This is a genomic window from Phaeobacter cretensis, from assembly GCF_047372505.1.
GTDB classification, from domain to species: domain Bacteria; phylum Pseudomonadota; class Alphaproteobacteria; order Rhodobacterales; family Rhodobacteraceae; genus Phaeobacter; species Phaeobacter cretensis.
Genome location: NZ_JBKBEU010000001.1, coordinates 3050206 through 3063012, shown reverse-complemented (window position 1 = coordinate 3063012; position 12807 = coordinate 3050206). Strand labels below are relative to the sequence as shown.

The following is a 12807-nucleotide window of genomic DNA, read 5'->3' as shown; positions in this document are numbered from 1 at the left end:
GGAGATTAAAAAACCGGAGACCTGCAATGTCGATCCGCCCCATCCTAGAGACCCGTCCCGCGACCCCAACACTTGAGGGAGCCGGGGTGAAGCTGCATCGCGCTTTCGGTTTTCACGACCCAAGCGAGCTGGATCCGTTCCTGCTGTTTGATGATTTCCGAAATGACCATCCCAAGGATTTTGAAGCGGGCTTTCCCTGGCACCCACACCGTGGGATCGAAACCATTACATATGTGCTGGACGGGACCGTCCACCATGGAGACTCGCTTGGCAACAACGGCACGCTGGGCGCGGGCGATGTGCAATGGATGACCGCCGGATCAGGCATCCTGCACCAAGAAATGCCCAAAGGAAATGCCAAGGGGCACATGCATGGCTTTCAGCTATGGGGCAATCTGCCCGCCAGTCAGAAAATGACGGCACCGCGCTATCAGGACATCACCGCCAAAGACATCCCGACAGTCATCGACGATGATGGAACCCGTGTGAAGGTCATCGTCGGTGATTTTTGGGGCAAGCGCGGGCCCGTGGACGGCATTGCCGCTGATCCGCAATATCTGGATATCTCGGTCCCGCCAGGTGTAAATAAGACCTTTCGCATAGATACTTACCGGCGTGCGTTTGCCTATGTATTTGCCGGTCAGGGCGCTTTTGTTGATGCCGCTGCACCTCAAGGCGTGCTGTTGGAAAAAGAGGTAGCCGGAGAAGAACTGCACATCCGCGATATGTCCGGGGATCGCACGCTAATCCGTTTTGGCAACGGTGATGACATAACCGTTCAGGCCGGCTCTGATGGGGTACGTTTCCTGCTCATCTCGGGCGCGCCGATTGAGGAACCAGTGGCCTGGCATGGCCCTATCGTGATGAACACACAGGAAGAGTTGCAACAAGCCTTCAAGGATCTGCGTAACGGCAGCTTCATCCGCCCTGCCCACTAAGGCTAGGAATTGGCGCGCCAGCTATAGATAACCCCAGCCTGCTGTTGCAAATCACTAAGATATGCACGCTGACCAATCTCGGTCAGCTTGTTCTGAAATCCGGGCCGCAACCATCTGACCACGTTTGGCGCAAACAGTTCTGCCAGCCGCACTGACGGGATATCGTCAGGGCTGACCGCAGTCAGACGGCTGCTGCGTAGCATCGAAAGGCTTATGCCCGCACCGACTTTTGCACCATATCCCAATAGATCGCTTCAACCTCTTCCAGCGACAGGCGCCCGCCGCTGCGATACCAGGTCATGACACCGTTGAGCATCGCAATCACTGCCAGCGTCGCAATCTTGGTATCCGGGATATGGAATACACCCATCCGTACGCCATCTTTCAAAATGGCCTGAAGCGCATTCTCATACTCGCGCCGCAGGGATTCGATGGCGATAAAGTTCTCTTCCGACAGGTTCCTCAACTCCATATAGGCGATGAAAACCGCATCTGGCCGTTCCAGGTGAAAGCGGATGTGAAACCGGGTAAAGGCTTCAAGCTGAGCAAGAACATACGCCTCTGTGGCGTCTGTCGTCACAACGGCCTGACCCTTTGAGGGATCTGCCGACACAAGATGATCCTGCCAAGCCTGCAACAACTCCGTCATGTGGCCTTCCATAAGGCTAAACAGCAGGCTTTGTTTGTCGGGTGTATAGTTATAGAGCGCCCCAGCCTGCACCCCAACCTCCGATGCGATCTGGCGCATCGAGACCGCCGCAAAGCCATGCTGGGCAAATAGCTGCAATGCCGCTGCACGAATGCGCGGACCTGTAATATCGGAGTGTGAACCTTGGGTGCGTGCCATGTCAAAATGATATCTGAACAAATGTTCAGATAAAAGCCCCGCTTGTGCCTTTTCACCAATATGTGCATCAAGGGAGCAGCTCACAAGGATGGTTTTGATGCAATCGCCCGCACAGTTCGAAATACGGCCTGAAATGCCCGAAAATCGTGCAGCTCCAGCCGGGGCCGTTGACGCAATACGCCAGGCCGTGCCCGCGCTGGCGATGATGACCGCTGCAGCGGTCATCGCCGGTTGCACCCGTGTACCGGAACTTGAGGATCACCTGACACCGGATCTGCGCAACGCACAATACCCCGCCCTTGTTCCACTGGAAGACGCACTGGAAGCCAGCACGCTTCCGGCTGAGGAAAGCAAGGCATTGGAAAACACGCTTGAGGCCCGTGCAGCGCGCCTGCAAGCCCGTGCTGATGCGTTACGTGCGGCCCAACCCTAACCCGATTGCCCTAACCCAATTGCGTGTGGGTTTCTGCGCTGGCAACGACCAGCAGATTTGCCTGCAAACACCGCTCGCAAGACCATTGTACCGGATTTGTCCGCCAGCTGCCGCCCCCGCCGTTGCACCGCTGCGCTGAACCCGCTAAGGCGGGGAGACGTCTTTCGGAATTAAAGGATCTCCAGCTATGACACAGCCGCTTCGCCTTGGTATTGCAGGTTTGGGCACGGTTGGCACCGGTGTGATCAAGATCATTCGCCGTCAAGCAGCCATACTGGAGGCCCGGACCGGGCGCAGGATTGAAATCACAGCTGTCTCTGCCCGTGATGCAAGTAAGGATCGCGGCGTACCGCTTGGTGACTACGCTTGGGAAACCGATCCGGTAGCACTGGCCACCCGCGACGACATTGATGTTTTTGTCGAATTGATGGGCGGCCATGAAGGCGCTGCCAAAGCGGCAACCGAGGCCGCATTGTCTGCGGGCAAAGATGTGGTAACCGCCAATAAAGCCCTGCTGGCCATCCATGGTCAGGCCTTGGCCGAACAGGCCGAGGGCGCAGAACGTGTCATTCGGTTTGAAGCTGCTGTTGCCGGTGGCATCCCGGTGATCAAATCCCTGACCGAAGGTCTGGCTGGTAATGAGATCACCCGCATTATGGGTGTCATGAACGGCACCTGCAACTATATCCTGACCCAAATGGAAGCCACCGGTCAGGGCTACAACGCTCTGTTCGAGGAATGCGGCCGTCTTGGCTATCTTGAGGCGGATCCAAACCTCGATGTGGGCGGCATCGACGCCGGTCACAAGCTTGCAATCCTGTCGGCCATCGCTTTTGGCACCAAGCCTGCATTCGACGATGTGCAGCTTGAAGGCATCCAGCGTATCAGCCTGGATGATATCCGCCACGCGGCGGATATGGGCTACCGTATCAAACTGCTCGGTGTCGCACAGCGCACTGGGCGCGGACTGGAGCAGCGCATGTCACCCTGTCTGGTTCCTGCGGATTCGCCACTGGGCCAACTGGAAGGCGGCACCAATATGGTCGTGATCGAAGGCGACGCCGTCGAACAGATCGTTCTGCGCGGCCCCGGTGCTGGCGAAGGCCCGACAGCCAGCGCTGTTCTCGGTGACATTTGCGATCTAGCACGCGGCTACCGTCTGGCAACCTTCGGCCAGCCGGCCAAGTCGCTTGAAGAAGCCCCCGCCGCACGAACCAGCCTTGCAGCACCGCACTACCTGCGCCTCGCGCTTTTGGACAAACCGGGTGCACTGGCCAAGGTTGCCGCCGCCCTTGGCGACGCCGGGATTTCAATCGACCGGATGCGGCAGTACGGCCATTCGGAGCCAACCGCCCCCGTTCTGATTGTGACCCACAAATGTACCTCCAGCGCGCTGCACACGGCCTTGGAAGACCTCGACAAAACTGATGTGGTTGCCAGCGAACCTGTAGCACTGCGCATCGAAGAGGTCTGAGAGCGGTCAGACTTAAAAAACACCGGTAACCGGGCTGATCTCCTTGGCCCGTTACCGCCAACTGCCCTTGCCCGCGCTGCCAGATGCAGGGTATGCGACGGTACCGACCCGGGATTGAGATAGGACACTGGCTATGACATCTGACACCAACGACGCCGCATTCAACGACCGCCTGCTGTCGCTCGGCCTGGCCCGTGTGGCCGAACAGGCTGCTTTGGCCTCCGCTCCGCTGATCGGGCGCGGCGACGAAAAAGCGGCCGATCAGGCCGCTGTGAACGCCATGCGCGAACAGCTGAACCTTTTGGATATTGCAGGTGTTGTGGTCATCGGCGAAGGCGAACGTGATGAAGCGCCAATGCTGTACATCGGCGAAGAAGTCGGCACGGGCAAAGGCCCCGGCGTAGACATCGCGCTGGATCCGCTGGAGGGGACGACCCTCACCGCCAAGGACATGCCAAATGCCCTGACCGTGATCGCAATGGGCCCACGCGGCTCTATGCTGCACGCGCCGGACACTTACATGGACAAACTGGCCGTTGGCCCCGGCCTGCCGGACAATGTTGTTTCGCTGAACATGAGCCCACGCGAGCGTGTGGAGGCGCTGGCCAAAGCCAAAGGCTGCCTGCCCTCAGACATCACGGTATGCATTCTGGAGCGGCCTCGCCACGAAGCGATGATTGCCGAGGTCCGCGAGACCGGCGCAGCTATTCGCCTGATCACCGACGGGGACGTTGCAGGCGTGATGCATTGCGCCGAAAGCGAAATCACCGGCATTGATATGTACATGGGCCAGGGTGGCGCACCCGAGGGCGTATTGGCAGCCGCCGCGCTGAAATGTATGGGAGGCCAGATCTTTGGCCGCCTGCTATTCCGCAATGATGACGAAAAATCACGCGCAGCAAAAGCCGGCATTAGCGATCTGGATCGCGTCTACAGCCGCGACGAGATGGTCACCAGCGATGTGATCTTTGCCGCAACCGGCGTCACAGGCGGCTCACTGCTCCCTGCGATCAAACGACAGCCCGGCTGGGTAGAAACTACCACGCTGCTGATGCGCTCCAAAACCGGCTCGGTCCGCCGCATGAGCTATCGTACACCGCTCAGCTCACACCAGTGATGCCGGGCCTTGCTGCTTGCAGCGCAAGACCGGATTTGAGTATTTGAAGATAAGGTTAAGGCCGGATCTATAGAGGTCCGGCTTTTGCTATGATCGGGCCGATGATTGTTGACGTAAAAAAGGGGTGCGGACATGAGCTTTCTGGGAGTTGAAACCTCACTAACCGGGCGTCGTTGGATTGGTCCCGATGTCGACATCGCTCGCGCAGCCGAGATGATGGAACAGCAAACTGCCCTGCCCTCTGCCGTCTGTCAGGTATTGGCACGGCGCGGTGTACCAGCGCATGAGGCAAGCGGTTTTTTGACCCCGCAATTGAAGGAACTCTTGCCAGACCCCCGCCGCATGAAGGACATGGAACAGGCCGCCGCCCGTTTCCTGAAAGCAGTTGAAGGACGCGAGCGCATTGCTGTCTTTGCCGACTACGACGTTGATGGCGGCTCTTCTGCGGCACTGCTGCTGGTCTGGTTAAATCAGGTCGGGCTCAACGCAACACTATATGTTCCGGACCGCATAGACGAAGGCTACGGCCCGAATGACGCCGCCATGTCAGCATTGGCCCGTGATCACGACCTGATTGTCTGTGTGGACTGCGGCACCCTGTCTCATGGCCCTATTGCCGCCGCCGATGGTGCAGATGTCGTAGTGCTGGATCACCACCTGGGCGGCGAAACCCTGCCCGACTGCGTTGCTGTGGTGAACCCGAACCGTCAGGATGAAGACGGCGAGCTGGGGTATTTCTGCGCAGCCGGAGTTGTGTTCCTGATGCTTGTTGAGCTGCGCCGTCAGATGCGTGACAAGGCGATGGGGACTGGCCCGGACCTGATGGCCCTGCTGGATCTGGTCGCATTGGCCACCGTCGCCGACGTAGCGCCACTGATCGAAGCCAACAGGGCGCTGGTCCGGCAAGGGCTAAAGGTTATGGCTGCCCGCCAACGCCCGGGTTTGGTTGCATTGGCTGATGTTTCGCGCATGGATTCCTCTCCCTCCACCTATCACCTCGGCTTTCTCCTTGGCCCGCGCGTTAATGCTGGCGGACGCATCGGCAAGGCTGATCTCGGCGCGCGATTGTTGGCCACGACCAATCCGGCAGAAGCCGAGGCCATCGCCGCCCGGCTGGACGAATTGAACACCGAACGCCGCGATATTGAAAACGCCGTACGCGCCGCCGCTCTTGAGCAGGCAGAGGCCCGCGGGTTGGATGCGCCTTTGGTCTGGGCCGCGGGCGAGGGCTGGCATCCCGGAGTTGTCGGCATTGTTGCCTCGCGCCTGAAGGAAGCCGCTGGTCGCCCTGCCATTGTGATCGGCCTTGACGGTGATGAGGGCAAAGGATCTGGCCGCTCAGTCAGCGGTATCGACCTCGGTGCCTCCATCCAGCGGACCGCCGCAGAGGGCCTGTTGATCAAAGGCGGTGGTCACAAGATGGCCGCCGGATTAACCGTGGCACGCGACCAACTGGAACCCGCCATGGAACGGTTAAGCGAACTATTGGCTAAACAGGGAGCTGGCGATCTGGGGCCAAGCGATCTGAAGCTTGACGGAATGCTGATGCCCGGTGCAGCCACGGTTCAGCTGATTGAGCAGATCGAACAGGCTGGCCCCTTCGGTGCCGGTGCCCCTGCGCCACGCTACGCCTTTCCGGATCTGCAGGTGCGGTTCGCCAAACGTGTCGGTGAAAGCCACCTGAAACTGTCACTCAGCGACGGATTGAGCAGTGGTATCGATGCAATCTGCTTCGGCGCTTTTGACACCCCATTGGGCCAGCGACTGCTAGACCACGGCGGCGCGCGGTTCCATTTTTCGGGTCGGCTGGAAATCAACACTTGGGGCGGACGCCAATCTGTGCAGATGCGCCTGGAGGATGCTGCCGAAGCCTAGCCGAGGCAACTATTCTTTGCGAGCTTGTCACCGGAAATCGCCATGACCGGCGGATCGGAAAATAATTTACATCGCCGGTGTTTTTTGGCTTGCGGGTTTCCGCGCTAACCACTAAATACCCGCTCACACCAAGTGGCCCGTTCGTCTATCGGTTAGGACGCCAGGTTTTCAACCTGGAAAGAGGGGTTCGATTCCCCTACGGGCTGCCACTCTTCCATATAGTTTTGAATGTGATGATCCAGTGTGATCTACTATGCAGCCTACCCTGCATTTCATTCGCTCTACACTAGATATAGATCAGTGCCGCAAGCCTTACAAAGACTTGGATAGGCTATGAGGCTGATTCATTCGCCTATAACACTCGGTACCGCAAACCGCTTATCATCGTAGCAGCAGCACCCCAGTAAACACTCCGCCAAGGCGCCATTTTATCCATACATTTTCAGTATCTTGCAGAATTTTCATGGAGTTGAAAAAAACTGAGTTTCACGTCAAAATCCCTCTTGCACCACAGCAATCTACTCAGTAAACACCCCCACACAGACTAAGTGGCCCGTTCGTCTATCGGTTAGGACGCCAGGTTTTCAACCTGGAAAGAGGGGTTCGATTCCCCTACGGGCTGCCACTTTCTTCCAAGAATTTTCGACGCCTCTATCTGCCAAGAGCAATGCTGCATCGCGGTTTTTTAAGACGCGACATACCGGCAATAATCTACAGTGCTAGAATAACCCGTCACTGCCTTCGCGATCTGCCAGTGTTGGATTTTCACAGGTAGTTTTAGCTGCCTCTCGCCACTTAAGATATCAACGATGACCGTACGGTCCCACACGACCAAGGGCGGTATGGGTGGGCACGCCAACTCATGACAATGGTTAGAAGACGCCAAGCAACCGCGGATGGAACGTAAACTTGTCCAGCAGAGATACAAGAGCCCCCTGCTAGACGACTCGTTACGCCGTCCCGGCCGTCGATTGCGAGGAGGTCTCGGTATCCTGTTCTTCCATACCCGGCTGATAGAAGAAATGTCGGGCGCGACCGGCATTCTTAGCGGCATATAGCGCTACATCTGCCTGATTGAGCAAAGTCCCCGCATCCAGTCCCGTCGAGAATGCCGAGGAAAGCGTGGTTCCGGCGCTGGCCGAGATCCTACAGGTCTTGTCCCCAAACGGGATTGGCTCTTCAATACTGGAAATCAATCGGCGAGCGATCCCCGATAGCTGGATCCGGTCGATAAGCCCTTCGAAAATAAGCACGAATTCGTCGCCGCCCACTCTGGCGACCGTATCGATCTGGCGGGTGCACTGCACCATCAGCTTCGCAACACGCTGCAAGACAGTATCGCCAGCCGCATGCCCCAGCGTGTCATTGACTTCTTTAAAGAAGTCCAGATCCACATGCATCAACGAGAAATCCCGACCGGAAGAGATCATCCGGTTCAGAATGTGATCCATCGCGCGACGGTTCTTTACCCCGGTCAAGGTGTCTGTAAAGGCTTGCTCTTCAGCGGCGATCTTCGCCCCCTGAAGACGCAGATTCAGCTGACGCGAAGCCTCCATCGCGGCGGATTTGGCCTCCACCAGATACAGCATCTCAATCGTCAGGTCCGTAGGTGAAAAGTCCGCGCTGGTCAGGTCATAGTCACGTACTGCCTCCAGGACGGAGATTCCAAAGGACAGGTTGATAAACCCGCCCTTGCCTTCCGGAAATGGTACTAGCACGCCTTTCAGCCCGGTCTGCGGCGCATCGCGGAAATTCAGATGCAGTTTAGCACCAGCTGTCTTAATCAGGTCCTCAGTCGAGCGCACCCGCCGCGGCCGCGCCAGATCAAAGATACGAAAGAAACGACTGCCCACCCAATCTGTCTCAGGGCGAAGCTTCTGCAAGGTCGGCCCCACGCCAGTGATCCGCCCGTCATGATTAATAACCACATGCATTGGGCAGATTTCATTCGCGATGTTAGAGATTTCCTGCATGTTGAGCATCATAGTGAATGCGCTCCCAGATCGAAGGCCCGGCCTTCCGCAAATTCGGCTTCCACCAATGTAATTGAAATCACCTCAGCGTTGTCCTGCGTTCCGGAATGGTCCAGGAATACCAGATCGCCATAGTCATCCGCCATAGCACGCAGAACACCCATCAAAACATGGGCATACCCCGGCAAACCAGGTTGACAGTGCAGTTCGAACTGCCCGGGGGCCTGTTCGATCAGCTCCAGTCCGGGCAGGTTCAGATCTGAAACCGCAAGGCGCGCGCGATCTGGCAAATCGTCCAAAGAATGCAGGAATTCCACATAGTTAACGCCTCCGAACCGCAGCAACCTGCGCAGCGCCTCCAACTGAGGATTTGAAACCAGAAAGGTCCCCATATCTTCCAGCATTTCCGGGAGAGGGCGACTTAGCAGATCTTCGGCGGTCCGCAACATGGTCTGAGACTGCTCATCGGTATAGGTGAGCATAGCCTCGAACTCGGTAAAACCGAGCTCTGCAGTATCCATAATCGCCTGCCAGCTCTCCTCACCGAAGGTGGTGCTGACGAACGCCTGGAATGCCCTGTTGATCAGACCGTGCATCATTGGTCCCTCGTTACGTGTCACTACTTTTGGCCTAGCCTGGTTAACAAAGGGCCAACAATTAAAATTGCTACGGTTTTCTCCTGAAGTGGCCTCAGGGAACGATCAGCACCTCCATGTTGCCTAGTTTTAACGTATTGCGTCGCGCTGGGGAGATCACAAAATCACCGTTCAAAGCCGTTTTCAGCAAAGCTTCGGCCTGTCCCGGTTCCAACTTCTCCTGGCCTAGAACGACACTGCCCGACACCACGATGCCCTCAGAGGTAGACAACATCCCAACACTCGCGAGCCGTTCGTCATCGCGCCCCTCTTTGAACAGCAATAAAGCATGTTGCCCCGTGGTATTTTCTGCGTCTGTTGCTGCCCCCAACGCGCCTTGGATCAGTACGCATCCGGCACCACCATCTGACGTCTGCCGTTTGCAACCGTCAATCCACCGCACCAGTTGGTGCCGCCTTGCGCCTTTGAAGAAATCAACCCCAACTGTCGCCCCTTTGGGACGTACAGGCAGCAGATCCGTCAGTTCTGTGCGTAGATCAGCCGTAATATCCTGAGCATCCCGTTCTGCCTCCCAAAGAGTAGCGGCCGTGCGCGCAAAACGCAGGCGGTCCGACAAACCGGTGTCCTGGGTCGCGATCGCATGAGCATCAAGCATTTCCAAACCCTCAAGACCGGATGTACCCCAGCGATGCGCCATGGCCCATAACGGCAGATCCGCCGCCTCGGCCTCACCCGAGATTACCCGCCCGATCTGACTGTTGGTCGAAATGCGGCCCGCGTCGATCAGCGGCGTCAGCATAATAGTGAATACCGCTAGGGTTGCAAGCGCTAGACCAACGATGCTGCGACGCATGAAATCCGGCCAACGGATTCCACCAATGGCAGCACATCCCACATAGACAAAACCATGCAACAAAAGAACGCCGGAAAGACACAGCGCATAGACCCGATCAGGTGTCCAGCCATATTGCCAGACACGCATCACAACAGCCCAAACAGCAAGCCCGGCAACCAGCATCAAGCCCACCGCCAGCAACCGTACAGCGATACCATTTGCGCCACGCGGCTGTTTGTACCGGATCAGCACAACGCAAACCAATGTCATCATAACCCCGGCCATCGCCATCAGCGTCGCCGCAGATGACAGTTGGCCAAAGGCGCTGGAAAGCCCTTGCAGTGGGATCGCCGCAAGAAACAGACCAACCACCAGCAGGACGGGGATCAACAATAGATTGAGCAAACGGAACAGCAACTGTGGTGCTCCACCTCCACCCAGCTCTTGAACAACCGCAAGACCGAGACCAAAAACCGCCCCGCTCAACATCAGCGCCAGCCAATCAATCTCCGCGATATCTTCCAGAATGGTGATATTTACGAGATCAAGCAGCGCGTCCGATAGAAATCCAAGGATCCAAAACACAGCGACAAAGCCAAGCCCACAGGCAAGGCGAAACGCGATCCCCCAACTGGCCGAAGAGAGATCAGAAAATTGGTTCCATCGGTCGGGCTCCGTCATCCGTAACAGTATGAACGGACAGGCAATCGCTCCCAACCCAAGCGCCAGCAGCACCAACACCTCATTCTCCATCAGGTCGGTCGCCACCACGAACTGCTGTGCTGCAAGCAGCATCAATGCGGTCAACGGCAAAGCGATCCAAAGCGCAGCGCGCAGCACACGCACGAGCGATAACGGGCCGACCATAGCCAAGGCTGAACCGCAAAAACTGGATAGAAAAGCAAACATTAGCAGAAACACGGTCTCTGACAGAGATGACTGTTCCCAGTTGCGTGCTAGCAACCAAAACGCAAAACCACTTCCAGCGCCCAATGCCACCACGGGTAGCCTGCCACGCAGTGCTGTCGTTGTATCCAAGTCGGTCATAACGGCGATTCTCTCGTTAGATCGGCCTGACTTATACAATTTCGTAAATACATGGCAGAGGTCTGAATCTCTGAAACTTCCCCTCAACTTCTACTAGAAATCGGTAGGCGCACCTCCCTCGGATTTGCGGCGCGCCACAAAGTCGGCCAACTCGTCACGCCTGGCAACGTCGAATGAGGGCGCCTCAAACTGAGCGATGATCTCCTTGAAGAGATTATGTGCTCGTTCCGGCGTCCAAACTGCACCTGCGGCCTCCCATGCCTCATAGTTGCGCCAATCGCTAAGATAGGGCTGATAGAACGCTGTACTGTAGCGATCCTGCGTGTGCTGAATGCCAAAGAAATGACCATCGTTGCCAACTTCGCGGACAGCCTCCAGAGCGATATCATCCACGCCGGTCCCCGTGACCTCAGGCTGCATGTATCGCTGGATCTGCTGAAGTATTTCGCAATCCATGATGAATTTTTCAGGGCTGGCAATAAGTCCGCCTTCCAGCCAACCCGCGGCATGATAGACCATATTGGTACCAGACTGCACCGCCGCCCAGAGCGAATTTGAAGTCTCCCACATCGCCTGTCCATCCGGCACATTGGCAGCGCAAACACCCGACGACCGCATCGGCAGCCCATAATACCGCGCCATCTGTCCGGTCATCTGAGTGGAGCGCATGTATTCTGGTGTACCAAAGGCCGGAGCGCCCGACTTCATATCAACGTTGGATGTAAAGGTGCCAATGACGCAGGGCGTACCGGGGCGCACATACTGAAACAGTGCAATGGCCGACAACGATTCAGCGACGGATTGCGCCACCGCGCCGGCCATAGTCACAGGCGCCATCGCTCCTGCCAGGGTAAAGGGCGTGACAACAATAGCCTGCCCCCGCCTAGCCAAACGCAAGCATCCGTCGATCATCGGCTGGTCGTGCTTCAGCGGCGAGGTGGAGTTTATGTTGGTGTACATATGTGGGCGGGCTTCAAATTCCTCATGTGTCAGCCCCCCGGCAATGCGCACCATTTCCATCACGTCTTCGACACGCTCCTGTCCCAGCGAATAGGCGTGCATCACCTTGTCACTCAAAGTTAGCTTGTCAAAAAGCACATCCAGATGCCGCACCGAAGCATGGATATCCACCGGCTCAACCGGGTAACCGCCCGCAAAATGGATGCAGTTGAAATACTGTGTCAGCTTCAGCAGGTTCTGGCATTGCTCGCGGGTGCCCGCGACTTTGGCGTTCAACGACATATCCCAATAATTTGGCGGTGAGGAAACATTACCAAAAAGGATGTGGTCGCCGCCAATAGGCAGGTGACGCTCCGGGTTGCGCGGCGTGATGGTAAACTCCGACGGCGCTTTGGCGACCATCTCCATCACAAACTCGCGGTCCAAATGGACGCGATCTCCGACAACTTTGCAGCCTGCATCTTTGAAAAGATCGAGCGCCTCGTCATTGAGGAACACAATACCGATCTCTTCAAGGATCCGCATGGCCCCGATGTGGATGGCTTCAACACCGTCCGGACCCAGCGGTTCGATAGGGCGGTCAATATTACGCGGGATAGACCACGGCATCTGCTCGATCACAGCATCCCCACGCCGGGCAGCAGCTCCTGCCCTGCCACCACCGCGCCTTCGGGTTCTTGTCTCGGATGTCATTGCGGCATTCCCCTCTTGT

At 57.1% G+C, this 12807-nt stretch carries 11 protein-coding genes and 2 tRNA genes; 7 read left to right on the top strand and 6 right to left on the bottom strand.

Annotated elements, in window-relative coordinates; translation table 11 throughout:
• The first annotated feature begins 26 nt into the window (after positions 1 to 26).
• Positions 27 to 938, top strand: a complete 912-nt coding sequence (locus ACEWZM_RS14520) for a pirin family protein (protein ID WP_414007111.1) — start codon at positions 27 to 29, stop codon at positions 936 to 938.
• A 2-nt stretch (positions 939 to 940) separates the two neighbouring features.
• Here the strand turns inward: ACEWZM_RS14520 and ACEWZM_RS14515 are convergent, their stop codons facing one another.
• Together ACEWZM_RS14515 and ACEWZM_RS14510 are read right to left on the bottom strand one after the other, a co-directional pair.
• A complete protein-coding gene (locus ACEWZM_RS14515; RefSeq protein WP_414007110.1) occupies positions 941 to 1141 on the bottom strand; it encodes a hypothetical protein in 201 nt (66 codons plus the stop codon).
• 8 nt (positions 1142 to 1149) lie between these two features.
• Positions 1150 to 1785: a TetR/AcrR family transcriptional regulator gene (locus tag ACEWZM_RS14510; protein ID WP_414007109.1), complete on the bottom strand. Its 636-nt coding sequence runs from the start codon at positions 1783 to 1785 to the stop codon at positions 1150 to 1152.
• Positions 1786 to 1882: 97 nt separating this feature from the next.
• Between ACEWZM_RS14510 and ACEWZM_RS14505 the strand changes: the two genes are divergently transcribed.
• The 6 genes from ACEWZM_RS14505 to ACEWZM_RS14480 all read left to right on the top strand — a co-directional run bounded on the left by ACEWZM_RS14505 (position 1883) and on the right by ACEWZM_RS14480 (position 7309).
• A complete protein-coding gene (locus ACEWZM_RS14505; protein WP_414007108.1) occupies positions 1883 to 2218 on the top strand; it encodes a hypothetical protein in 336 nt (111 codons plus the stop codon).
• Between the two features lie 187 nt (positions 2219 to 2405).
• Positions 2406 to 3692: a homoserine dehydrogenase gene (locus tag ACEWZM_RS14500; RefSeq protein WP_414007107.1), complete on the top strand. Its 1287-nt coding sequence runs from the start codon at positions 2406 to 2408 to the stop codon at positions 3690 to 3692.
• Positions 3693 to 3825: 133 nt separating this feature from the next.
• Positions 3826 to 4809: a class II fructose-bisphosphatase gene (glpX, locus tag ACEWZM_RS14495; protein ID WP_414007106.1), complete on the top strand. Its 984-nt coding sequence runs from the start codon at positions 3826 to 3828 to the stop codon at positions 4807 to 4809.
• A 132-nt stretch (positions 4810 to 4941) separates the two neighbouring features.
• Positions 4942 to 6684 carry a single-stranded-DNA-specific exonuclease RecJ gene (gene recJ / locus ACEWZM_RS14490; RefSeq protein WP_414007105.1) on the top strand — a complete coding sequence of 581 codons (1743 nt, stop codon included), beginning with the start codon at positions 4942 to 4944 and terminating at the stop codon, positions 6682 to 6684.
• 134 nt (positions 6685 to 6818) lie between these two features.
• A tRNA-Glu gene (locus tag ACEWZM_RS14485) sits at positions 6819 to 6893 on the top strand.
• 341 nt (positions 6894 to 7234) lie between these two features.
• A tRNA-Glu gene (locus ACEWZM_RS14480) sits at positions 7235 to 7309 on the top strand.
• Between the two features lie 325 nt (positions 7310 to 7634).
• Here ACEWZM_RS14480 and ACEWZM_RS14475 read toward each other — a convergent pair.
• The 4 genes from ACEWZM_RS14475 to ACEWZM_RS14460 all read right to left on the bottom strand — a co-directional run bounded on the left by ACEWZM_RS14475 (position 7635) and on the right by ACEWZM_RS14460 (position 12788).
• On the bottom strand, positions 7635 to 8666 hold the full coding sequence (locus ACEWZM_RS14475; protein WP_414008048.1) for a diguanylate cyclase domain-containing protein: 1032 nt from the start codon (positions 8664 to 8666) through the stop codon (positions 7635 to 7637).
• A complete protein-coding gene (locus tag ACEWZM_RS14470; protein ID WP_414008047.1) occupies positions 8666 to 9253 on the bottom strand; it encodes a heme NO-binding domain-containing protein in 588 nt (195 codons plus the stop codon). Before ACEWZM_RS14470 ends, ACEWZM_RS14475 begins: the two co-directional genes overlap by 1 nt.
• A gap of 94 nt (positions 9254 to 9347) precedes the next feature.
• Positions 9348 to 11135, bottom strand: a complete 1788-nt coding sequence (locus tag ACEWZM_RS14465) for a DUF4153 domain-containing protein (RefSeq protein WP_414007104.1) — start codon at positions 11133 to 11135, stop codon at positions 9348 to 9350.
• Positions 11136 to 11228: 93 nt separating this feature from the next.
• A complete protein-coding gene (locus ACEWZM_RS14460; protein WP_414007103.1) occupies positions 11229 to 12788 on the bottom strand; it encodes a trimethylamine methyltransferase family protein in 1560 nt (519 codons plus the stop codon).
• Positions 12789 to 12807 lie beyond the last annotated feature (19 nt).